The organism is Kitasatospora sp. Root107 (assembly GCF_001424875.1).
Lineage (GTDB): Bacteria > Actinomycetota > Actinomycetes > Streptomycetales > Streptomycetaceae > Kitasatospora.
Map to the genome: position 1 here is coordinate 180336 of NZ_LMCT01000045.1, position 22178 is coordinate 202513.

Here is a 22178-nt window from a genome sequence, read left to right on the forward strand (position 1 = left end):
AAAGGCCGGGCGGCGGGTGACCGACCGGCTGGATACCTCCAGCCTGCGCCGATCACCCGCCGCCTGCGCGCCCGAGCAGGAGTGTGGCCACCCGCAGGCGGGTTCGAGTCGGCCGGCTCCGGGCCAGGCTGGGTGCGCTGGCCGTGTCCGCTCCGCTCGCCGACCACCCGCTGGTGGCCAGGATCGTGCTCCGCCGTTACGCGCTGGGCCAGCTCCAACTGGCCCGGCCCTAGTCTCAGCCGGAGATGCTCGGCGCACCGGTCTCGATGTGCCCGGTGAACCGCTGCGACCAGCTCGGGTCGGAGCTGACCGTGACCGTGAAGTCGTACCAACCGTTCTGGTACGCCACGGCGTTGAAGTAGTCGCTGGTGTTGCCGCCGGGCTGCACGGTGTACGTCCAGGGGCCGTCCGCCCGGTAGTTGTTCGGGGTGACGGTGAAGGTCACCGCGGCGGTGCCCGCGTTGGCCAGCCGGAACCAGAGTGCGGCCTTGCCGGTGTCCGGCGCGTTGGCGTACGAGGCGGTCACGGTGACCGTCTTGCCGGCCTTGGTGGCGTCGCCCTTGAAGCGGCGCAGGAAGCGGTTCGGGCCGGTCACGCTCAGGTCGTACGGGCCGTTGCCGAAGTTGGTGCCGCAGTTGAAGAAGTCGCTGCTGCTGCCGCCCGGGTCGATGGTGTACTGCCACGGCCCGCCGCTGCGATACGCGTTCGCGTAGGCCGCAAAGTGCGCCGAACTACGGGCAGTAGCACCCTCGTTGGCCATCTTGATCCAGACCTTCATCACGCCGCCCGAGCCGAACTCCAGGTGGTCCAGGTTGGCGTTCGGCTGGTACGGCAGCGCGCGGGCCGGGCGGGTGCCGGCCTCCTGCAGCGGCAGGGCGTTGTTGGCCGGCGCGGGGTTGGGCAGCGGGCCGCAGGTGGACTGGCCGATCACGAAGGAGGTGTCCGGCAGCGCGGGCATCCCGTACACCGGGTGGGCGAAGTCGAAGGCGCCGGTCAGGTCGCCGGTGACCTTGCGCCGCCAGGCGCTGATGTTCGGACAGCTGGCGGGCTTGCCCAGGGCGGCCGTCCAGGTCTCCAGGAAGCGCAGCACCGAGGTGTGGTCGAAGACCTCGGAGCTCACCCAACCACCGCGGCTCCAGGGCGAGATGGCCACCATCGGGACCCGGAAGCCGAGGCCGATCGGCTGGCCGTTGTAGAACTCCCCGGCGGTGCCGGTCACCGGCACCGGCGGCGGGACGTGGTCGAAGAAGCCGTCGTTCTCGTCGTAGTTCAGGAACATCACGGTGGAGTTGAAGACCGCCGGGTCGGCGTTCAGCGCGTCCATCACCAGGTGCACGAAGTGCGCGCCGTCGTTCGGCGGCGCGTACGGGTGCTCGGAGGAGGCTTCGTCGGCGACGATCCAGGAGACCTGCGGCAGCGTGCCGTTCAGCACGTCGGCGCGGATCGCGGCGGCGATGTCCTCCGGGGTCTTCCCGGTGACCCTGGGCACCGAGCCCATGCCCTTGACCTTGAGCGGGCTGCCGGCCGGGGCGTCGGTGAACTGCTTGAAGTAGGCCAGGGCGTTGTCGCCGTAGTTGTCGGCAGCGTTCTGGTAGAGCTTCCAGCTCACCCCGGCGTTCTCCAGCGCCTCGGCGTAGGTCTGCCAGCGCAGGCCGGACTCGTCACCGCCGTTGTAGGCCGGGCCGCCCGCCTTGCCCTCCGGGTCGATCTGGCCGCTCCAGTGGAAGGTCCGGTTCGGTCCGGTGGCGCTCAGCGTGGAGCTGAAGTAGGCGTCGCAGACCGTCCAGTTGTCGGCCAGCGCGTAGTGGAACGGGATGTCCTTGCGGTTCAGGTAACCGAGCGCGCGGACACTGGACTTGGCGGCCACCCAGTTGTCCATCCTGCCGGTGTTCCAGGCGCTGTGCTGGTCGTTCCAGGAGTGCGCCAGGTCGCCGCTGCACTGGGCCAGCCGCTCCGGGGTCTGGCCGCCGGCCGGGCTGGTGGCGCTGAACGCCCACGGGTACTGGCGGCCGGCGCCGTTCGGCTGGTTGAAGACGCTGTGCCCGCCGGGGATCTGGATCGCGGCCCGGTCGGCGAAGCCACGGACGCCCTTGAGCATGCCGAAGTAGTGGTCGAAGCTGCGGTTCTCCTGCATCAGCACGACGATGTGCTTCGCGTCGGTGATCGTCCCGGTCGCGTCCAGACCGAGCGTGACCGCCTCGGCCGTACCTCCGGCCACGGTGGCCGAACCCGCCACCGCCGCCCCGGCCGCCGCGCTCGCCGACAGTGCCATGAACTTCCTACGACTCAGCTCGGACATCCCGCCTGCCCGTCCCTTCGGTAGCGATGTTGTGCACACACGTTGTGTCCACGACATCGTTCAGGCGGCATCTTTGTGCAGGTCGCGGCGTGGGGCCAGGACTTTCCATCAAGGCTTGTTGGATTGTTCAACGCGGGTTCGCGGAACGAAGGCCGAATGAACGGCCGGGGATCAGTCCCGCACGATGATCCCCAGGGCCTGGGCGAACTGTGGTGCCAGCTCGAAGAGTTGGCTGCTGCCGAGAATCGCGCCACGCAGACCGTGCGGGCCGTCGGCCAGACCGAGCCTGGCGGCGCCGCGCAGGTCGACCTGACGCAGGGTGGCCCCGCCGAGGCGGACCTCCTCCAGGGTGGAGCCGGGGAAGGAGAGCTCGGTCAGCCGGGCGTCGCCGAAGTCCACGTCACGCAGCAGGCAGTCCTCGAACACCACGTCGCGCAGGGTCGCGCCGCGCAGGTTGACCGCCTCCAGCTTGCACTGCCGGAACACCACCCGGCGCAGCGCCGAGCCGTAGCAGGTCAGCCCGGCCAGTACGGTGCCGACGAAGCCGGCGTCCTGCCACTCGGTCTCGGCGCAGTCCACCGCGACCCAGCGGCTGCCCTGCACCCAGACCTCGTTGAACCGCGCCTGGCGGAGCTTGCTGCCGCTCAGCTGCACGCCGGTGAAGGCGCACTCCAGGAAGGTCGCGCCGTTCGCCGGGCCGTCCAGCTCCGGGCCCTCGAAGTGCACGGTGTCGTACCGCTCGTCCCGCCGGAGCGGCCCGCTGTGCGGGGTGAGCAGGTGCGCGTACGGCAGGTCGGCGAGCTGGTCGGGGACGGACGGCATATGGGTCTCCAAGCGTGACGGGTCCGGCCATCCTCACATCCGGGTCTGACGGGCGTGCAGGGTGACGCCCGCCGCCACCGTCGCCGCGCAGAGCAGCCCGGCTGCCAGTACACCCGATTCGCCGAGCAGCGTGCAGGCCAGTACAGCCACCGCGGCGACCGGGAGCAGCAGCAGCTGGGCCGGGCCGCGCTTGGAGTGCCGGGCGTGCAGCAGCCAGACGGTGAACAGGTAGAGCGCGGTCGGCACGGTGACGGCGGCGGTGGCCGCCACCGCGCCGATGTGCGCCTCGCCGGTCGCGTACTCGATCGCGACCTCGAGCCCGGCGCCGATCGCGGCGGCCGAGCCGAGCACCAGGTAGTGGCCGTAACCCCAGAGGAAGGACCGCCGGTTGGAGGTGAGGATGTGGTGCACCGGCCGGGCGAAGTAGATCCACCAGGCGGCGAAGCAGATCAGGATGCCGCCGGCCGCGAGCGGGATCAACTCGCTCAGCGCCTCGTGCTCGTCGAGCGCGGCCTGCATCGCCAGGGTGGCGGCGGAGACCGTCTCACCGAGCACGATCAGGGTGAACAGGCCGTACCGCTCGGCGATGTGTTCCGGGTGCCAGGTGCTCTGGGTGTGGAGCTCGGCCAGCGCGGGCACCGAGAGCTCGGCCAGGATGCCGAGCGGCAGGACCCAGCTGCGGGCGCTCTCCGGGACCAGCAGCATCAGGACCCAGCCGATCTGGCAGAGCGTGATGCCCGCCGCGTAGCGCAGCGCCATGGTGCGCGCGCCGCCGCTCTCGCAGGAGGCCGCGCGCAGCCACTGGGTGACCATGGCCAGGCGCATCACCACGTAGCCGACCACCGAGAGCGTGAGGTCCTGGTCGGCGAAGATCCGGGGCACCCCGGCGGCCAGGATCAGCACCCCGGTGATTTGCACCAGCGTGGTCAGCCGGTACGGCACGTCGTCCACGTCGTACGCGGAGGCGAACCAGCTGAAGTTCATCCACGCCCACCAGATCGCGAAGAACGCGAACGCGTAGCTGTAGAGCCCGTGGCCGAGGTGACCCGCCGCCAGATCGTGGGCCAGCGCGGAGCCGGCCTGGGCGACCGCCACCACGAAGCAGAGGTCGAAGAAGAGCTCCAGGGGGGTGGCGGCCCGGTGACTCTCGGCCTTGCTCCTGGGCACCATCCGGCGGAACGGCGCCGGTTCGGTCGGGACGGCCTCGCTGCTGGTCATGGGTCGATCCTGACACCCCGTCACCCGTGGCGCACGTACCACGGCGGCACGCCTTAGACCCTCCGGCAATTGGTGGGCGGCGTCGCGGCGTTGGGGCACGCACCTCGCCGGCTTCTCGTCGGTCGCCGATGCTCCGCATGGACTCCCTCCTCGGCACCGCCGAGGCACGCACCCCAACGCCGCTCCTTCATCCGCCCACCAATTGCCGGAGGGTCTTATACCCGACTTGCGCCCGTTCTGTCCCATCGTCAGCGAGAGTTGACGACGCAGTGCGCGAACCGGGTGACAGTGGCGGGTCCTCGGGCGTGCCCTCTTGGTGCTGTTCGGCGTGTCCGGTTGGACCGGATAGATTCCTCGGCAGTGCATGGACGACGCAGGCGGTCTGCGAGCAACGCGGAAGGTCAAGGCCGGTGGCGGTACACGGGGGCGGGTCAACCGCTTGCCCGTGCCGCCGGTCTCGTGATCACCGCGCTGCTCGTCAGGGCCGTCTGGCGTCCGTCACTCCGCTTCGTTCAGGACGTCACTTCTCCCAGCCGACCTTGGTGATGTCGGTGTCCGCCAGGCTGCCCGCCCCGAAGTTGGCCAGGCCCTTGCGGACCGCCACGATGCTCGGCCGCTGGTACAGCTCGTAGGTGTGGCCCAGCTCCCAGATCTGCGCGTCGGCCTTGTTGTAGAGCTTGGCCGCCTCGGCCGGGTCGAGGGTGGCGGCGGCGGTCCGGAGCAGCTCGTCGATCTCCGGTGTGGCCAGCTTGGAGTAGTTGCCGAACACGTTGTCGCCCTGCGGGGCACGGAAGTTGCCCACACCCGCGGAGAGCGGGAAGGAGCCGGTGTTTCGCCAGCTCGCCAGGTCGAACTTGCCCTCGTTGACGTACTTGCCGAAGTACTCCTTGCTCGGCACCTTGTCGACCGTGAGCTTCACCCCGACCTGCTGGAGCATGTTCTGCACGGCGGTGGCCAGGTCGATCTGGGCCTGGGCGGCGCCGTCGCTGAGCACGTAGTGCAGCTCCAGCGGCTGCCCGTCCTTGGTGCGCGGCTGGCCGGCCGCGCTCTCCTTCCAACCCGCCTTGTCCAGCAGCTCCTTGGCACCGGGGACGTTGAACTTGACCCAGTCGCCGGAGTTGTCCTGGTAGCCGCTCTGGTTGGTCATGAAGAGGTGGTTGCCGAGCGGCTTGAACTCCACCGGCACGCCCTGGTTGACGATCTTGATCAGCGCGGCCCGGTCCAGCGCCAGGCCGAGCGCCTGCCGGAGCGACTTGTCGGCCAGCGGCCCGTTGCCGCCGAAGGAGATGTGCACCTCGTCCCACGGCGTACCGGTCCTGATCACGCCGTCCTTGGCGTCCTTGAGCTGGCCGTACGCGGTGGCGGTGCCCGCCGAGGCGTAGTCCACCTCGTTGTTGAGGAACGCCTGGGTGATCGCCGGGCTGGCCAGCACCCGGTAGGTGATCTTGTCCAGCTTGGGCTTCGGACCCCACCATTCCGGGTTGGGCACCAGGGTGATGGTCTGCGCGGTCTTGTCGATGGTGCCGACCTTGAACGGCCCGCCCCAGACCGGCACCTTCTCGATCCAGCCCTCGTTGAACGCCTCCGGGGTGGCGATGCCGGCCGCCGGGATCAGCGGGTTGAACAGGTTCTGCCAGTCCGCGTACGGCTTGTCGAAGGTGACCTTGACCTCCTGGGCGTCGGCGCCCTGCTCGACCGAGGAGATCTGTTCGTAGCCGGAGGAGTCGGCGATGTTGTAGGCCGGGTTCTTGCCGTTGGTGGACTCCCAGACCGCCTTGAAGTCCTGCACACCGAGCTGCTTGCCGTCCGACCACTTGGCCTTCGGGTTGATCTTGTAGGTGATCACCTGCGGCGACTTGGACGTCACCTCGGCCGAGGTCAGGTACTCCGGTACCGGGTTGAAGACACCCTTGGCGTCGGTGCGGAACAGCTTGGCCTGGGTGTAGTACATGATCTCGACCGCGTCGCCGTACCGGCCGTCCACCTGGTACGGGTTCCACTGGGTGATCCACTGCTGGAGCGGTGGGCGGAACTCGCCGCCGTCCTTGATTCTGTCCAGTGGTTGCGGGTTGTTGTCCTCGGCGTCCTGGGTCGGCACCACGTTCTTGGCCCCGTCACCCGAGCCCGAGCCGGCCGAGCTGCAGCCGGTGACGGCCAGCGCCAGCGCGATGGCGAGGACAGCGGCGCGGCGCAGGCCGCGGGCGGTGGTGAAGGTGTCCATCAGGGGTTCCCCCGGAGAGAGTTGGTGGCCGCCAGGTGTGGCGACGCTTGATCATGGGCAGCCAAGTCGGTGTCCGGCCGAGCAGAACGTAACAGCGGATCAGTTCACGTACCAGGGGGTCGTGTTCACACCTGATCGAATCGAAACGGGCCGCAACACTGCGGCAATACGCTGTCAGTAACCCGCTGAAACACTCTGACCTGCTGCTTAACCGACCGGGTTGAGCGGTGTGTGTCAGAACTCTGGACGGCCGACCGGCCATGCCGTAGAACTGCTGCGCGCGAAGCTGCGTCAAATCCCCCTAGAGCGAAGGCAATTCGTCATGTCGACCAGGTATACGAACCTCCCGACCGGGGGCGCGGGGTGATCCGGTACCTGGCCAAACGTCTCGGTTACTACGTGATTTTGCTGATCGTCGCGGTCTTCCTGGCGTACGCCCTCTCCAGCACCGCGCTCGGGCCCCGGAGCTACTTCGAGGCCAAGCAGCCCCGGCCCTCCGCCGCCTCGGTGGACCGGCAGTTGACCGCGCTGAACATCAACGACCGCACGCCGGTGGTCGAACGGTTCGGCACCTGGGCCGAGGGTCTGGTGCTGCACGGCGACCTCGGCCGGACCATCCACGACACCTCGGTGAACGAGGACTTCGGCCGCCGGATCTGGGTCTCGCTCCGGCTGCTGCTGGTCGGCAGCCTGCTCGGCATGGTGCTCGGGGTGGCGGTCGGCGCCTGGGGCGCGGTGCGGCAGTACCGCTTCTCCGACCGGGCCACCACGCTGGCCTCCTTCGTGCTGCTCTCCACCCCGGTCTTCCTGCTCGCGCTGCTGCTGAAGAACGGCGCGATCGCCGCCAAGGACGCGGCCGGCCACGAGGTGGTCCCGTTCACCGGCTACGAGACCCCGGGGCTGGCCGGTGGGCTCGGCGCCCACCTCAGCGACTGGGGGCTCCATCTGCTGCTGCCCACCCTGTCGTTGGCGCTCGGCGGGATCGCGGTCTACAGCCGCTACCAGCGCGCCACCATGCTCGACGTGCTCGGCTCCGACTACCTGCGGACCGCCGAGGCCAAGGGCCTGACCAGGAACCGGGCGCTGATCAAGCATGGGCTGCGTACCGCGGTGATCCCGATGGCCACCATGTTCGCGTACAGCTTCCTGGGAATCTTCACCGGCGCGGCCTTCACCGAGACCATCTTCGGCTGGCACGGCATGGGGGAGTGGTTCATCCAGGCGATCAACGAGCAGGACATCAACTCGGTGGTCGCGGTCAACCTGTTCGCCGCGGTGGTGGTGCTGGCGTCCGGTTTCCTGGCCGACCTGCTGACCGCCGCCCTCGATCCCCGGGTCAGGTCCTGATGACTGCCGTGCTGCCGCTGCCCACCGCCGAACTGCCTATCGCCGCCGGGCGGTTGCGCCTGGTCACCGGGCGACTGCTGGCCGCCAAGGGGGTGCTGATCGGCGCGGTGACCGTGCTGCTGCTCTTCCTGCTGGCCTTCGTCGGCCCGTTCCTGACGCCCTGGGACTACGCCACGCCCGACTATCTGGCGCTGCGTCAACCGCCCTCCGGGACCCACTGGTTCGGCACCAACGGGCTGGGGCAGGACGTCTTCGCGCAGACCGTCCGGGGGCTGCAGAAGTCGCTGGTGATCGGGCTGCTGGTGGCGTTGTTCTCCACCGTGCTGGCCGGGCTGGTCGGCGCCTGCGCCGGGTATTTCGGCGGCTGGGCGGACCGGGGCCTGACCTTCCTGGTCGACCTGATGCTGGTCTTCCCGAGCTTCCTGATCATCACCATCATCTCGCCCCGGCTCAAGGGCTCGGGCTGGATCGCCTTCGTGGTGCTGCTGGCCGCCTTCAACTGGATGATCACCGCCCGGGTGGTCCGCTCGATGACCCGCTCGCTGCGCGAGCGTGAATTCGTCCGTGCCGCACGGTTCATGGGCGTCCACCCGCTGCGGATCATCCTGCGGCACATCCTGCCCAACGTCGCCTCCTTCCTGATCACCGACGCCACCGTCGCGGTCGGCGGCGCCGTGATGAGCGAGGCCGCACTCTCCTACTTCGGCTTCGGCGTCCGTGCCCCCGACGTCTCGCTCGGCACCCTGCTCGCCGCCGGGACGGACCAGGCACCGGTCTTCCCCTGGCTGTTCTACTTCGCGGCCGGGCTGCTGGTGCTGTTCGTGCTCGCCGTCAACCTGATCGGGGACGGCCTGCGGGACGCCCTCGACCCCACCTCCGGGAGTCGGCCGTGAGCCCCGCACTGCTCGAAGTCACCGACCTGGCCGTGGACTTCGGCTCCCAGCCGGCCGTCCGGGGAGTCGACCTCGCGCTCCGGCGCGGCGAGACCCTGGGCATCGTCGGCGAGTCCGGCTCCGGCAAGTCGGTCACGGCGCTCGCCGTGCTCGGGCTGCTGCCCGGTACCGCACAGGTCCGGGGCTCGGTGAAGCTGGAGGGCCGGGAACTGGTCGGCCTGCCGGGCCGGGAGCTGGCCGGACTGCGCGGACGCAAGGTCGCGATGGTCTTCCAGGACCCGCTCTCCGCCTTCACCCCCGTCTACCGGATCGGCGACCAGATCGTCGAGGCGATCCGGATCCACCAGAAGCTGGACAAGGCGGCCGCCCGCAAGCGCGCGGCCGAACTGCTCGACCTGGTCGGCATCCCGGATCCGGCGCGGGCGCTGGACGCCTTTCCGCACGAGTTCTCCGGCGGGATGCGGCAGCGCGCGATGATCGCGATGGCGATCGCCAACGACCCCGACATCCTGCTCGCCGACGAGCCCACCACCGCGCTCGACGTCACCATCCAGGCCCAGGTACTGGACGTGCTGCGCACCGCGCAGCGGGAGACCGGCGCCGCGCTGGTGCTGGTCAGCCACGATCTCGGGGTGATCGCCGGGATGGCCGACCGGGTCGCGGTGATGTACGCGGGCCGGGTGGTGGAGACCGCCCCCGTGGACGAACTCTTCGCCCACCCCCGGCACCCGTACACCCTCGGCCTGATCGGCGCAGTCCCCCGGCTGGACGCCGAGGGCGGCCCGCTGGTCCCGATCCCGGGTCAGCCGCCCGCGCTCGGCTCGGTCGGGCCTGGCTGCCCGTTCGCCGACCGCTGCCCGCTGGTGCAGGACCGCTGCCGGGACGTCGAGCCCGAACTGACCGGCGCGGGTGACCACTTGGCCGCCTGCGTCCGGGCCGACGAACTGGCCGAGCGCCGCCCCCGGCCGGAGGAGGTCTACCCCGTACCGCCGCTGCCCGCCGCCGACCTGACGCCCCGTGCGGAGCGGGAGCCGGTGCTCCGGGTGACCGGGCTGACCAAGACGTTCCCCGTCCTGAAGGGCACCGTCTTCAAGCGCCGGGTCGGCTCGGTGTACGCCGTCGACGGGGTCGAGCTGGACATCCGCCGGGGCGAGACGCTCGGCCTGGTGGGGGAGTCGGGCTCCGGCAAGTCGACCACCCTGTTCGAGCTGCTGAACCTCGGCAAGCCGGAGGGCGGGCAGATCGAACTGCTCGGCCAGGACACCGCCAAGCTCGACCGGGCGGGAGCGCACCGGCTGCGCGGCGAGGTGCAGATCGTCTTCCAGGACCCGATGGCCAGCCTCGACCCCCGGCTGCCGATCGGTGACGTGATCGCCGAACCGCTGCTCGCCCAGGGCGCAGCCCGGGAGCTGATCAACCGTCGGGTCCCCGAACTGCTCCGGCAGGTCGGTCTCGACCCCGCGTACGCCGCGCGCTACCCGCACCAGTTCTCGGGCGGGCAGCGGCAGCGGATCTCGATCGCCCGGGCCCTGGCGGTGCAGCCCCGGCTGCTGGTGCTGGACGAACCGGTCTCCGCGCTGGACGTCTCGGTGCAGGCGGGCGTACTCAACCTGCTGCAACAGCTCAAGGCCGAGCTGGGCCTGGCCTACCTCTTCGTCTCGCACGACCTCTCGGTGATCCGTCACCTCTGCGACCGGGTCAGCGTGATGTACCTCGGCCGCACCGTCGAAGCCGGCGCCGCAGCCGAAGTCTTCGCCCAGCCCCGCCACCCGTACACCCAGGCCCTCCTCTCAGCGGTACCCCTCCCCGACCCGCCGGCCGAACGGGCCCGCACCCGAGTCCTCCTCCCGGGCGACCCGCCCTCGCCGACCGAACGACGCACGGGCTGCGCCTTCCGCACCCGCTGCCCGCTGTACGCCACCCTTGACCCGGCGCGGCAGACTCGATGTGACGGGGAGTCGCCTGCGCTGGAGGACGGGGTCGCCTGCCACCACGCGTAGGGCGTGGTACCACCGGTTCAGCGCGGCCGCAGCCCGTCGAAGACCACCTCGAAGATCCGCTCCCGGGCCGCCGGGTCGGATCCGAGGTGCTCCATCGCCGTGCTGGTGCCGACCAGCAGGGCGATCAGCTCCGGCAGTCCCAGCTCCGGGCGGACCGCCCCGGCCTGTTGCGCTCCGGTCAGCAGCTCGGCCAGCTGCGCCTGGATCACCTGGCTGGACTCCTGGAGCGCCGCGTGCGCGTCCACCCCGGCAGCGGCGAGGGCCCGGGCGAACTCGTTCTTGCCCGCGGACTGGTCGATCACCAGGCGGAAGCAGCCGAAGAAGGCCTCGGCGGGCCCGGCCTCGGCGGCCAGCCGTGCGGTCCGGGCGGCGATCGACTCCAGCCTGCCCACCATCACGGCCTCCAGCAGCGCCTCCTTGGTCGGGAAGTGCCGGAACAGCGTGCCGACCCCGACCCCGGCGGCCCGGGCGATCTCCTCGGTCGGCACGCCGACGCCGCGGGTGGTGAACACCTCCGTGGCGACGTCCAGCAGCCTGGCCCGGTTGCGGGCCGCGTCCGCCCGCAGCGGGCGTCCCTGAGCGCCGTTCATCCCTCCCACCCTTCCCCGCCGAAGGCGGAGTCACTCTGGACAACCGGAGTCGCTAGTCCGTATCGTCGATAACCTGAGTCGCTAGTCCGATTCTAGTGACCGATCCGACCGGGGGTTGATCATGTCCGAGTCGCTGTCACCGCGCGAGGTCTTCCGGAAGCTGCTCGAGGGCATCACCGCGGGGCGGTTCGCGGAGCTGGCCGAGCTCTACGCCGAGGATGCCGTGGTGGAGACCGTCTTCGCGCCGGTCGGGCCCCGCCGGTTCGAGGGGCGGGCCGTACTCGAGGAGCGGTTCGCGGAGGTCTCCGGGAGCTCGCCCGTGGAGCTGACCTCGAAGGATGTGCTGATCCGGGAGACCGACGACCCGGAGGTGATCGTCGCCGAATGGAACTACCAGGTGCACCACCGGGTGACCGGGCGGAACTTCGAGGCGGCCAACATTCAGGTGCTGCGGGTCCGCGACGGACTGATCGTCAGCAGCCGGGATTTCCACGACCATCTGGCCCTCGCCGTGGCGGGCGGCGCCCTGCCGCAGTTGGTGGCGGCGCTGGATGCCGAGTAGCGCTGGGGAGCCGGCGGCGCGGGGGGAGCCAGGGGTCGCCGACCAGGCGGGGGCCGTCCGGGGTGTGCAGGGTGAGGGACTGCGGGGAGGTGGAGTACTCGGCGAGGGAGACGGCGCCGTGACGGGTCTCCAGCTCGGCTTCGACCCGGACCGGGAGTTTGCGGAGCTTGCGGCGCAACAGCAGCGCGTCGCGGCGGCTGAACGGCAGCGGGCTGCGGAGCAGCAGCCGGAGCGGGCTGTCCGGTGCGGTGACCGGGACGCTGGTGGCGAGTTCGCAGCCGACCGCGCCGATCGGGCTCCGGCTCAGGTCGTAGCTGTCGACCGCCTCGGCGGCTTCGGGGAGCGCCGCCAGGGCGGGGAGCAAGATCTGGGGCTGGTCCAACTGCGGGAGTCGGCCCGGCAGTTGCTCGGGCTTGAGGGTGACCGCGACGGCCGAGCGAGGAGCGTAGCCGGTGGCCCGCTGGTCGAGGCGGGCCCACGCAGCGAGACCGGGACCCAGGACTCGGGGGCGGCCGACGCGTCCCGGGTTCAGCGGACCCGGTCGGGGGCGAAGCCGGCCAGCACGGGCGCGAGCCGGACGGTCACCCACGGGTTGCCGTGCAGCACCGTACGGGCCCAGCTCGGCAGGGGTTCGCCGCCGGAGACCGTCTGCCTCCAGCTCGGCGGAGACCGGGTAGCCGTACGTCTCCAGGGCGCCGGCCACCATCCGCCAGCCGCCGTAGGGCATGATCGCCCGCTTCAGCGGGGCGTCGGTCTGCAGGCCGACGATCAGCTCCCGGTCCCTTTCTGGTCCGGCTCAGATGCGGTCCCCGTAGTAGGCCTGCCGCATCAGCTGCTGCATGTCGGCCAGCATCGGCATCCGGGGGTTGGCGGGCGCGCACTGGTCCTCGTAGGCGTACATCGCCTGCTGCGGCAGTGCCGTCAGGAAGGCCGTCTCGTCCACGCCCGCGTTCTTGAAGGACTGCGGGATGCCCACCTTGTCGCGCAGCTGCTCGACCGCCAGGGCCAGCGACTCGACGCCCTGCTCGGGGGTCTCGGCGGCCAGGCCGAGCATCCTGGCGATTTGCTGGAAGCGCTCCGGAGCCACGTAGCTCTGGTACTTGGGCCAGCTGGTCACCTTGGACGGGGCGGCGCCGTTGTAGCGGATCACGTGCGGCAGCAGGATCGCGTTGGTCCGGCCGTGCGCGACGTGGAAGGTGGCGCCCAGGGTGTGCGCCATCGCGTGCACCACGCCCAGGAAGGCCGAGCCGAAGGCCATGCCGGCGATCGTTCCGGCGTTGTGCATCTTCTCCCGGGCCACCGGGTTGTCCGGCCCGTTGACGACGGCCTCCTCGAGGTTCTCGAAGATCAGCCGGATGCCCTGCAGCGCAAGACCGTCGGTGAAGTCGTTGGCGTAGACCGAGACATAGGTCTCGATGCAGTGCGTCAGCGCGTCGAAGCCGGAGTCGGCGGTGACGGCCCTCGGCAGGTCGGTGGTCAGCGCCGGGTCGCAGATCGCCACGCTCGGGGTCAGCGCGTAGTCCGCCAGCGGGTACTTCTGGCCGGTCTCCGAATCGGTGATCACCGCGAACGGGGTGACCTCCGAGCCGGTGCCCGAGGTGGTCGGGATGCAGACCAGCTTGGCCTTCTCGCCCAGGTCCGGGAAGGTGAAGGCGCGCTTGCGGATGTCGAAGAACTTCTCCTTAAGGTCCGCGAACACGGTCTCCGGGTGCTCGTACATCAGCCACATCACCTTGGCCGCGTCCATCGGCGAACCGCCGCCGAGCGCGACGATGGTGTCCGGCTGGAAGCCGCGCATCAGCTCGGCGCCCTTCTCCACCGTGTCGATGCTCGGGTTCGGTTCCACGAAGTCGAGCACCCGGATCTCGACCGGCTCGGTGCGCCGGTTCAGGATCGACCTGACCCGCTCCAGGTGCCCGATCTCCACCATGGTCCGGTCGGTGACGATGACCACCCTGCGGGCACCGCGCATGTCGGCCAGGTACTTGATGGAGTTGCGCTCGAAGAACACCTTCGGCGGGATCTTGAACCACTGCATGTTGGTGTTGCGCCGCCCGATCCGCTTGACGTTGACGAGGTTGAGCGCGCTGACGTTGCCGGAGACCGAGTTGGCCCCGTACGAGCCGCAGCCGAGCGTCAGCGAGGGCATGAAGGCGTTGTAGACGTCGCCGATGCCGCCCTGCGAGCTGGGCGCGTTCCAGATGATCCGGCAGGCCTTGACCGCGTGGCCGAACTCCTCGGCGAAGGCCGCGTCCTCGGTGTGCACGGCGGCCGAGTGGCCCAGGCCGTGGAACTCCACCATCTCGGTGGCCAGCTTGAGGCCCTGCTTGCGGGTGTCCGCCCTGAGTACCGCCAATACCGGGCAGAGCTTCTCCCGGGTCAGCGGCTCGTCCGGACCGACGAAGTCGACCTCGGCCAGGATGATCGAGGTGTCCGCCGGGACCTCGAAGCCGGCCCCCTCGGCGATCGCCACCGCCGACTGCCCGACCACGGCCGCGTTCAGCTTGGCGCCCGCGCAGTTCCGGTCCTCGCCGACGCCGAAGACGTACTGCTCGAGCAGCGCCTTCTCGGCCTTGCTGGCCAGGTGTGCCTTGAGCTTGCGGAACTCGCCGAGCGCCGGGCCGTAGATCTCCTGATCCAGGATCACCGCCTGCTCGGAGGCGCAGATCATCCCGTTGTCGAAGGACTTGGAGACCACCACGTCGTTGACGGCGCGCTTGAGGTTCGCGCTCTTCTCGATGTACGCGGGCACGTTCCCCGCGCCGACCCCCAGCGCCGGCTTGCCGCAGCTGTACGCCGCCTTGACCATCGCGTTGCCGCCGGTGGCCAGGATGGTGGCCACGCCCGGGTGGTTCATCAGCGCCCCGGTGGCCTCCATCGAGGGTGTCTCGATCCACTGCACGCAGTACGCCGGAGCGCCGGCCGCGACCGCCGCGTCCCGGACGATCCGGGCCGCCTCGGCCGAACAGCGCTGTGCGGCGGGGTGGAAGCCGAAGACGATCGGGTTGCGGGTCTTCAGCGCGATCAGCGCCTTGAAGATGGTGGTCGAGGTCGGGTTGGTCACCGGGGTGACGCCCGCGACCACACCGACCGGCTCGGCGATCTCCACGATGCCGTCGATGTCGTCCCGGCGGATCACGCCGACCGTCTTCATGTCGGCCATCGAGTGCGTGACGTGCTCGCAGGCGAAGATGTTCTTGACGGCCTTGTCCTCGAACACCCCCCGCCCGGTCTCCTCGACCGCCAGCACGGCCAGCCGGGTGTGCGCCGCGAGCGCGGCCAGCGAGGCCTTCTTGACGATGTGGTCGATCTTCTCCTGGGTGAACCCGGCGTACTCCTGCAGGGCCTTCTGTCCGTTGCCGACCAGGATGTCCACCGCTGTGGCGGCGTCGGACGGGGCCGGAGTCCCGGGTGCTGCGGCTTGCTGGCGGGTCATATCGCTCACCTCGGAGAACGGAGCTGCGTGGCAACTCCGGCGGCGCTGCCGGAGCGGCTGACAGCTCCACCCTCCGTCTGAGGCGGATGAGTCGGCTACGGCCCTACGATCGAAGTCGAGGGGGACCAAAGGCCCAACGGCCGGGTGCCGTAAGGGTTGGGAGAAGTGCGGCCGTGGTCGCGCCCACTCCGCCGTCCGGGTGGCCTGCCCGCCCCGGGGTGCGGAGCGACGTGGCCGGTGAAAGATTGGTGGCAGCCCGTCATCCGACCGATCGGAGGAGGAGACATGGGCATTCTGGACAGGTTCCGGCACAAGGCCCACGAGACTGCGGACCCGGCCGAGCGGCAGCGGCTCGCCCACGACGAGGCGGCCGACGCCTTCCCCGACACCGCCGTACGCAGCGCCATGCACAAGGCGGAGCCCACCGAGGAGGACCGTCGGGCGGCCGAGGAGATGACCGCCGAGGGCGATCCCTGGGACTGAGTTACCGCACGATGAAGGGGCGCATCCGCTGGTGGATGCGCCCCTTCGTCGTGCCCGTCGTGCCCGGCTCAGCGCGGCGGCAGCGGTGGGCGGCGCAGGTCGGGCCGGGGCGCGTCCGGCGGCGGGGGAGTGGCCGCCGGGTGCTCGGCCAGCAGCTCCAGCGCCAGCCGGACGGCAGCCTCCAGCTCGGTGTGCAGCGCGGCCGCCCACTCGTGCGGGCCGCGCACCACCTGTACGTCCGGCGCCACCCCGTGGTTCTCCACCGACCAGCCGATGCCGCCGGTGAACCAGGAGGCGTTCTTCGGCACCGAGATCTGGGTGCCGTCGCCCAGGGTGTGACGGCCGGTCATGCCGACCACGCCGCCCCAGGTGCGGCTGCCCACCACCGGGCCGAGGCCGAGCAGTTTGATGGCGGTGATGATCACGTCGCCGTCCGAGCTGGTGGCATGGTCGGCCAGCGCCACCACCGGGCCGCGCGGCGCGTCCTTCGGATAGCGGACCGGGTGGCGGCCGCGGCTGTGGTCCCAGGCCAGCACCCGGCGGCTGAGCTTCTCCAGCACCAGTTCGGAGACGTTGCCGCCGGCGTTCCCCCGGACGTCCAACACCAGGGCGGGGTGGTCGAGTTCACGCCGCAGGTCGCGGTTGAACTGGGCCCAGCCGGAGCCGCCGAGATCGGGGATGTGCAGGTAGCCGCACCGGCCGTTGCTCAACTCCCGTACCAGGTGGCGCCGTCGGGCCACCCAGTCCTGGTAGCGGATCGGCCGCTCGTCGGTCAGCGGGGTGACCGCGATCCGCCGCAGAGGGCCCCCGTCGGCGGTACGGAAGGTGAGTTCGACGGTGGTGCCGCCGGTGCCCACGAGCAGTTGGGCGGGGCCGCGCAGCGGGTCGGGCGAGCGGCCGGAGACGGCCACGAGCTCGTCGCCGTCGCGCAGCCCGTAGCCTGCCAGCGGGGCGCGGGCGCGCGGGTCGGAGGACTCGCCGGGCAGGATCCGTTCGACCAGCCAACGGCCGTCCGGGGCGCGGTGGACGGTGGCGCCGAGCAGGCCGAGCGGCTGGCCGGCCGGGGCCGGGCCCTCGCTGCGCCGGGACGCGGAGACGTAGGCGTGCGAGGTGCCCAGCTCGCCGAGCAGCTCCCGGAGCAGGTCGGCGAAGTCGTCGGGGCTGGCCACCCGGTCCACCAACGGGGCGTACTGCTCGACCAGTTCGGGCCAGTCCAGACCGCACATCCCGGCGTCCCAGAACTGGTCCCGGACGATCCTGGCCGCCTCCCGGTACGCCTGGCGCCACTCCTGCGCCGGGTGCACGGTGTGCGTGATCCGGCGCAGGTCCACGGTCAACGGCTGGCTTCCGGAGGGTAGTTGGAGCAGGCGTAGGGTGCCGGAGGAGAACACCAGGACCGAGCGGCCGTCGCCGGAGACCGAGTAGCCGTCCAGCTGTTCGGCGACCGTGGTGCGGGTGCCCTGCGCCAGGTCGAAGTACTCCAGCGCCGGGCGGCCCGAGGTGTCGGCGGGGTTGGCGAAGGTCTGGCCGAGCGCGCCCGCGATCGGCCAGCGCAGCCAGAGCAGGCCGCCCCGGGCGGCGGCGGTGGCGGAGTACTTGGAGGCGATCACCGGGAACGGCACCAGCCGGGTGGACAGGCCCTGCGGGTCGACCGTCACGGTGCCGTCGCCGCCGGTCTGCTCCGGGTCCAGGCCGACCGGGGGCCGGCCCTCGGCCGGGGCGGCGAAAGGTGACGGGGTGTCGGCCGCCAGCGGCACCAGGTACGGGCGGCAGCCGAGCGGGAAGGACATGTCGCCGGTGTGCACGTCGTGCACCGGGTCGAAGCCGCGCCAGGAGAGGAAGACCAGGAAGCGGCCGTCCCGGGTGAAGACCGGGTGCTCGTCCTCGAACCGGCCGCCGGTGACGTCGATGGTCTCTGCCGGGTCGGCCACCCGGGCCAGCTGGATCGAGCGCAGCGAGCGGCCGGCCACCGGCTGGGACCAGGCCAGCCACTGCGAGTCCGGTGAGAAGGCCGCGCTGCCGACCGGGCCGTACCGGGAGCTGGCCGCCTCGGTGACGGTGCCGTCGGCGGTGGCCACCAGCAGCAGCCGGCCGTCCGAGGTGACCACCGCGAGGGTCTGGCCGTCCGGCGCGGCGGTCAGTTCGAGCACCCGGCCGAGCTGTCCGGCGGCGATCCGGCGCGGCGGGGTCTCCGAGCTGTCCCGGCTCGGGACGGGGGCCAGCTCGATCGCGTCGGCGCCCTCGGCGTCGGTGACCCAGGCGAGCTGCCCGCTGTGGCCGAGCAGCACCGGCAGCCTGGTCCGTACCCCAGGGGTGTCGGCCAGCACCCGGGCCGGGCCGTCCCGGTGGGTGAGCCAGTACAGGCTGCCGCGCACCGTGATCGCGCTGGCCCGGCCGGTGGAGTCGCAGGCCAGGTCCTTGACCTGACTGGCCGTCGGCACCTGGTACGGGCGGCGGCCTGAGCGCGAGCCGCCGAGCGGGACGTCCAGTCGGCGCGGGTGCGGGTGGTCCAGGCTGTCCAGCAGCCAGAGGTCGCCCGCGTGCTGGTAGACGATCCGGGTACCGTCGCTGGCAGCCTCGCGGGCGTAGTACGCGGCGTGGTCGGTGTGCCGGCGCAGGCCGGTGCCGTCGGGGCGGCAGGAGTAGAGGTTGCCGACGCCCTCGTGGTCGGAGAGGAAGGCGACCCTCGGGTCATGGGGTGGGCCGATGGGCATCGGGGAGGCCAGGTGGCCGGGGTGGTCGGGGAGCAGCTGGGTGGTGCCGAGCCAGAGCCGGCCGGTGGCGCCGCCCCGGTAGCGCTTCCAGGCGGCGGGTTCGTGCGGGGCGGCGGCGGTGAGCAGCACGGTGTGCCGGGCGTCCTGCTGGGCGTCGCTGATCGGACCCCAGGGCATCCGGCGGCCGGGCGAGCCGTCCGGGGGCAGCGCCCAGGCCCAGGTGTAGTGGGCGAACGGCTCGTGGTACGAGGTCAGGGCGAGCAGTTCGCCGTCCGGCAGCCAGCCGCGCACCCGGGTGTCCTGGCTGCCCCAGTGGGTCAGCCGGGTGGCCTGGCCGCCGTCCGAAGGGGCGGTCCACACCTCGGGGATGACGGTGAGCCAGCTGGTCCAGGCGATGGTGGCGCCGTCCGGGGAGAGCCGGGGGTCGCTGACCCGGGTGCGGTCGCAGCTCACCCGCCAGGCCCGGCCGACCGTGCCGTCCGGGGCCAGCGGGGCGGCCCAGACGTCGTCCTCGGCGGTGAAGGTGAGCAGGCCGCCGCGCAGGTGCGGGTACCTGAGATAGCCGGGCTCGGTCACCCCTCCATGCAACGGTCCTGCCGGGCGGGTCGCAACTCGGACGGACCGTCAGAACACCGTGCCTGACGGGTCGGGTGAGCGCGGCGTTTCGGGGCTCGGGTTATTGGTTCAGACCATTGACACTCGCCTGGCGGAGCCGGTTCAGTGGTCCAGTCCAATCTTTGCTCCCCACACCGAGCCTCTCCCCGAGGCGAGTTGGACGACCCCCACACATCGAGGCAGGAGCATCCCCCACATGCGAACTCCCCGAACCACCAGAAGAGTGGTCGCCGCCGCGACCGCCTGGAGCACGGCCGCGGCCGGTGCCGTCGCCCTCAGCTTCACCCTGGCCCCGACCGCGAGCGCCGGCGAGTTCCTCGGCAACGGCGGCTTCGAGACCGGCAGCGTCTCCCCGTGGAGCTGCACCGGCGGGCTCGGCAGCGTCACCAGCCAGGCCAGGACCGGCAGTTACGCGCTGGCCGGGGCCGCCTCGGCGAGCGACTCGGCCAAGTGCAGCCAGACCGTCACGGTCAAGCCCAGCACCACGTACCAGCTGACCGGCTGGGTCAAGGGCGCGTACGTCTACCTGGGTGTGGACGGCGGCACCAGCACCTGGACCCCGGGCACCGGCGGGGCCTTCCAGAAGCTCTCCGTCAGCTTCACCACCACCGCCTCGCAGACCAGCGCCACCGTGTACACCCACGGCTGGTACGGCCAGGGCACCTACTACGCCGACGACCTCTCGCTGGACGGCCCCGGCGCGCCGAGCCCGTCGCCGAGCGGCACCGTGGTCACCGACCCGCCGTCGCCGTCCGTCTCTGCCTCCGTATCGGCCTCGCCGTCACCCTCCACCTCGCAGTCGCCGACCGCGCCGCCGAACGGCCTGCCCGCGCACGCGCTGGTCGGCTACCTGCACGCCAGCTTCGCCAACGGCGCCGGCTACACCAAGGTCGCCGACATCCCGGACTCCTGGGACGTCATCAACCTCTCGTTCGGCGAGCCGACTTCGGTGACCTCGGGCGACATCAGGTTCAACCGCTGCCCGGCCACCGAGTGCGCCGGGGTGGAGTCGGACGCCGACTTCAAGGCGGCGATCGCGGCCAAGCAGGCCAAGGGCAAGAAGGTGCTGATCTCGATCGGCGGCCAGAACGGCCAGGTTCAGCTCACCACCACGGCGGCCCGGGACACCTTCGTCAGCTCGGTCTCCGCGATCATCGACAAGTGGGGCCTGAACGGCCTGGACATCGACTTCGAGGGCCACTCGCTGTCGCTGAACACCGGTGACACCGACTTCAAGAACCCCACCTCGCCGGTGGTGGTCAACCTGATCTCGGCGCTGAAGACGCTCAAGGCCAAGTACGGCCAGAACTTCGTGCTGACGATGGCCCCGGAGACCTTCTTCGTCCAGCTCGGCTACCAGTACTACGGCTCCGGCCCCTGGGGCGGCCAGGACCCGCGCGCGGGCGCCTACCTGCCGGTGATCTACGCGATGCGGGGCGACCTCACCCTGCTGCACGTCCAGGACTACAACTCCGGCTCGATCATGGGCCTGGACAACCAGTACCACTCGATGGGCGGCGCCGACTTCCACGTCGCGATGACCGACATGCTGCTCAAGGGCTTCCCGGTGGCGGGCAACATCGCGAACATGTTCCCCCCGCTGGCCGCCTCGCAGCTCGCCATCGGCATGCCGGCCACCGTCAACGCCGGTAACGGCTACGTCAGCCCGACCGAGGTCGACAAGGCCCTGGACTGCCTGACCAAGCTCACCAACTGCGGCACGTACGTCCCGCGCAGCGGGGCCCAGCCCAACCTGCGCGGCCTGATGACCTGGTCGATCAACTGGGACCAGTACAACGGGGTCCGGGAGTTCTCGAAGAACTTCGACAGCTACTTCGGCTGAGCGACTCCGAGAACGAAGGAAGGCCCCCACCGTGAGGTGGGGGCCTTCCGACCGTCTGTGCGCCGCCAGGGACTCGAACCCCGGACCCGCTGATTAAGAGTCAGCTGCCTGAGCTAGCGGCGCGTGCTGACGAAGAGAACATTACCTGGTCAGCAGCGGAAAGCAGAAATCAGTCCGCCCAGGGGGTGATGACCGCCTTGCCCCGGACGTGGCCGCCCTCCACCAGGCGGTGGGCCTCGGCCGCCCGCTCCAGCGGGAAGGTCGCGGCGATCTCCAGCCGGAGCGCGCCGGACTCCCAGAGCCCGGTCAGCTCGGCCAGCCGGGCGGCCGTGCGCGGGCCACGCAGGCTGGTCAGGCCGAGCCGCTGGGCACCGAGGTAGTCGACGATGGTGCCGATCCGGGCGTGGTCGGGGACCAGCTCGAGCGAGGCTTCCAGGGCGCCCCGGCCGGCCGCGTCCAGTGCGGCGTCCACGCCGTCCGGTGCCAGCTCGCGGACCCGGTCGGCCAGGCCCTCGCCGTACGTGACCGGGATCGCGCCGAGCTCGCGCAGGTAGGCGTGGTTGCGCTCGCTCGCGGTGCCGATCACGGTGGCGCCCCAGGCCCGGGCCAGCTGGACGGCGACCGTGCCGACCCCGCCCGAGGCGCCGTGGATCAGCACCGTGTCGCCCCGGCCGACCTTCAGCTCGGTCAGTGCGACGTGCGCGGTCTGCGCGGAGGCGGAGAACGAACCGGCCTCGGCCCAGCTCATCGCGGCGGGCTTGGCCACCAGCTGGGCGCCGTCCACCGCGACGTGCTGGGCGTGGCAGTTCAGCAGCCGGAAACCGAGCACCTCGTCGCCCACCTCCCAGCCGAAGCTGCCCGCGCCGAGCTGCTCGACCACTCCGGCGAACTCGTTGCCCGGGATCGCCGGGTACGCGATCTCCGCGCCGGGCGGGCTCCAGCCGGCGCGGACGGCGGTGTCGGCCGGCTGGATACCGGCCGCCAGTACCCGGACCAGCACCTCGCCCGGGCCCGCTACGGGCACCGGCAGCTCCGCCACGTACAGCACCTCGGGGCCACCGGGCTCGTTGAACATCGACGCCAGCATGGGGCTGCTCCTCTTGGTTCGTCGGCTTCTGTCGCCCACTCTCGATGT

General features: G+C 71.0%; 15 protein-coding genes and 1 tRNA gene. 6 read left to right on the top strand and 10 right to left on the bottom strand.

Annotated features, from left to right (window positions below; all coding sequences use genetic code 11):
* Nucleotides 1–235 precede the first annotated feature (235 nt).
* The 4 genes from ASC99_RS29480 to ASC99_RS29495 form a co-directional block, all read right to left on the bottom strand.
* Nucleotides 236–2299: a phosphocholine-specific phospholipase C gene (locus ASC99_RS29480; RefSeq protein ID WP_057237709.1), complete on the bottom strand. Its 2064-nt coding sequence runs from the start codon at nucleotides 2297–2299 to the stop codon at nucleotides 236–238.
* 171 nt (nucleotides 2300–2470) lie between these two features.
* A complete protein-coding gene (locus tag ASC99_RS29485) occupies nucleotides 2471–3121 on the bottom strand; it encodes a pentapeptide repeat-containing protein (RefSeq protein ID WP_057237711.1) in 651 nt (216 codons plus the stop codon).
* A gap of 33 nt (nucleotides 3122–3154) precedes the next feature.
* Nucleotides 3155–4339 (bottom strand): low temperature requirement protein A, encoded by a 1185-nt coding sequence (locus tag ASC99_RS29490; protein ID WP_057237713.1) that lies wholly within the window; start codon nucleotides 4337–4339, stop codon nucleotides 3155–3157.
* A 520-nt stretch (nucleotides 4340–4859) separates the two neighbouring features.
* On the bottom strand, nucleotides 4860–6560 hold the full coding sequence (locus ASC99_RS29495) for an ABC transporter family substrate-binding protein (protein ID WP_057237715.1): 1701 nt from the start codon (nucleotides 6558–6560) through the stop codon (nucleotides 4860–4862).
* 363 nt (nucleotides 6561–6923) lie between these two features.
* Between ASC99_RS29495 and ASC99_RS29500 the strand changes: the two genes are divergently transcribed.
* The 3 genes from ASC99_RS29500 to ASC99_RS29510 are packed head-to-tail and all read left to right on the top strand — an operon-like array spanning nucleotide 6924 to nucleotide 10800.
* Nucleotides 6924–7907 (top strand): ABC transporter permease, encoded by a 984-nt coding sequence (locus ASC99_RS29500; protein WP_057237717.1) that lies wholly within the window; start codon nucleotides 6924–6926, stop codon nucleotides 7905–7907.
* Complete coding sequence (locus ASC99_RS29505; RefSeq protein WP_057237719.1) at nucleotides 7907–8800, top strand: ABC transporter permease; 894 nt, start codon at nucleotides 7907–7909, stop codon at nucleotides 8798–8800. The genes ASC99_RS29500 and ASC99_RS29505 overlap by 1 nt, the downstream gene beginning before the upstream one ends.
* On the top strand, nucleotides 8797–10800 hold the full coding sequence (locus tag ASC99_RS29510; protein WP_057237721.1) for an ABC transporter ATP-binding protein: 2004 nt from the start codon (nucleotides 8797–8799) through the stop codon (nucleotides 10798–10800). The genes ASC99_RS29505 and ASC99_RS29510 overlap by 4 nt, the downstream gene beginning before the upstream one ends.
* Before the next feature lie 17 nt (nucleotides 10801–10817).
* Here ASC99_RS29510 and ASC99_RS29515 read toward each other — a convergent pair whose 3' ends face one another.
* Nucleotides 10818–11390 (bottom strand): TetR/AcrR family transcriptional regulator, encoded by a 573-nt coding sequence (locus tag ASC99_RS29515; protein ID WP_057237723.1) that lies wholly within the window; start codon nucleotides 11388–11390, stop codon nucleotides 10818–10820.
* A 121-nt stretch (nucleotides 11391–11511) separates the two neighbouring features.
* Between ASC99_RS29515 and ASC99_RS29520 the strand changes: the two genes are divergently transcribed.
* Complete coding sequence (locus tag ASC99_RS29520) at nucleotides 11512–11952, top strand: nuclear transport factor 2 family protein (protein WP_057237725.1); 441 nt, start codon at nucleotides 11512–11514, stop codon at nucleotides 11950–11952.
* Here the strand turns inward: ASC99_RS29520 and ASC99_RS41410 are convergent.
* Nucleotides 11864–12679: a phosphoribosyl-dephospho-CoA transferase MdcG domain-containing protein gene (locus ASC99_RS41410; RefSeq protein ID WP_057237727.1), complete on the bottom strand. Its 816-nt coding sequence runs from the start codon at nucleotides 12677–12679 to the stop codon at nucleotides 11864–11866. The two genes, ASC99_RS29520 and ASC99_RS41410, sit on opposite strands and share 89 nt — an antisense overlap.
* Before the next feature lie 69 nt (nucleotides 12680–12748).
* Complete coding sequence (adhE, locus tag ASC99_RS29530; protein WP_057237729.1) at nucleotides 12749–15388, bottom strand: bifunctional acetaldehyde-CoA/alcohol dehydrogenase; 2640 nt, start codon at nucleotides 15386–15388, stop codon at nucleotides 12749–12751.
* Nucleotides 15389–15673: 285 nt separating this feature from the next.
* On the opposite strand from adhE, the gene ASC99_RS29535 reads away from it, so the two are divergent.
* Entirely contained in the window at nucleotides 15674–15871 is a 198-nt protein-coding gene (locus ASC99_RS29535) for a hypothetical protein (protein ID WP_057237731.1), read from the top strand.
* 68 nt (nucleotides 15872–15939) lie between these two features.
* Here the strand turns inward: ASC99_RS29535 and ASC99_RS29540 are convergent, their stop codons facing one another.
* On the bottom strand, nucleotides 15940–19161 hold the full coding sequence (locus ASC99_RS29540) for a S41 family peptidase (RefSeq protein ID WP_235502418.1): 3222 nt from the start codon (nucleotides 19159–19161) through the stop codon (nucleotides 15940–15942).
* A gap of 235 nt (nucleotides 19162–19396) precedes the next feature.
* On the opposite strand from ASC99_RS29540, the gene ASC99_RS29545 reads away from it, so the two are divergent.
* A complete protein-coding gene (locus ASC99_RS29545) occupies nucleotides 19397–21043 on the top strand; it encodes a chitinase (RefSeq protein ID WP_057237732.1) in 1647 nt (548 codons plus the stop codon).
* A gap of 58 nt (nucleotides 21044–21101) precedes the next feature.
* Here ASC99_RS29545 and ASC99_RS29550 read toward each other — a convergent pair.
* Together ASC99_RS29550 and ASC99_RS29555 are read right to left on the bottom strand one after the other, a co-directional pair.
* Nucleotides 21102–21166 (bottom strand) — tRNA-Lys (locus ASC99_RS29550).
* Between the two features lie 46 nt (nucleotides 21167–21212).
* Nucleotides 21213–22130: an NADP-dependent oxidoreductase gene (locus ASC99_RS29555; RefSeq protein WP_057237734.1), complete on the bottom strand. Its 918-nt coding sequence runs from the start codon at nucleotides 22128–22130 to the stop codon at nucleotides 21213–21215.
* Nucleotides 22131–22178 lie beyond the last annotated feature (48 nt).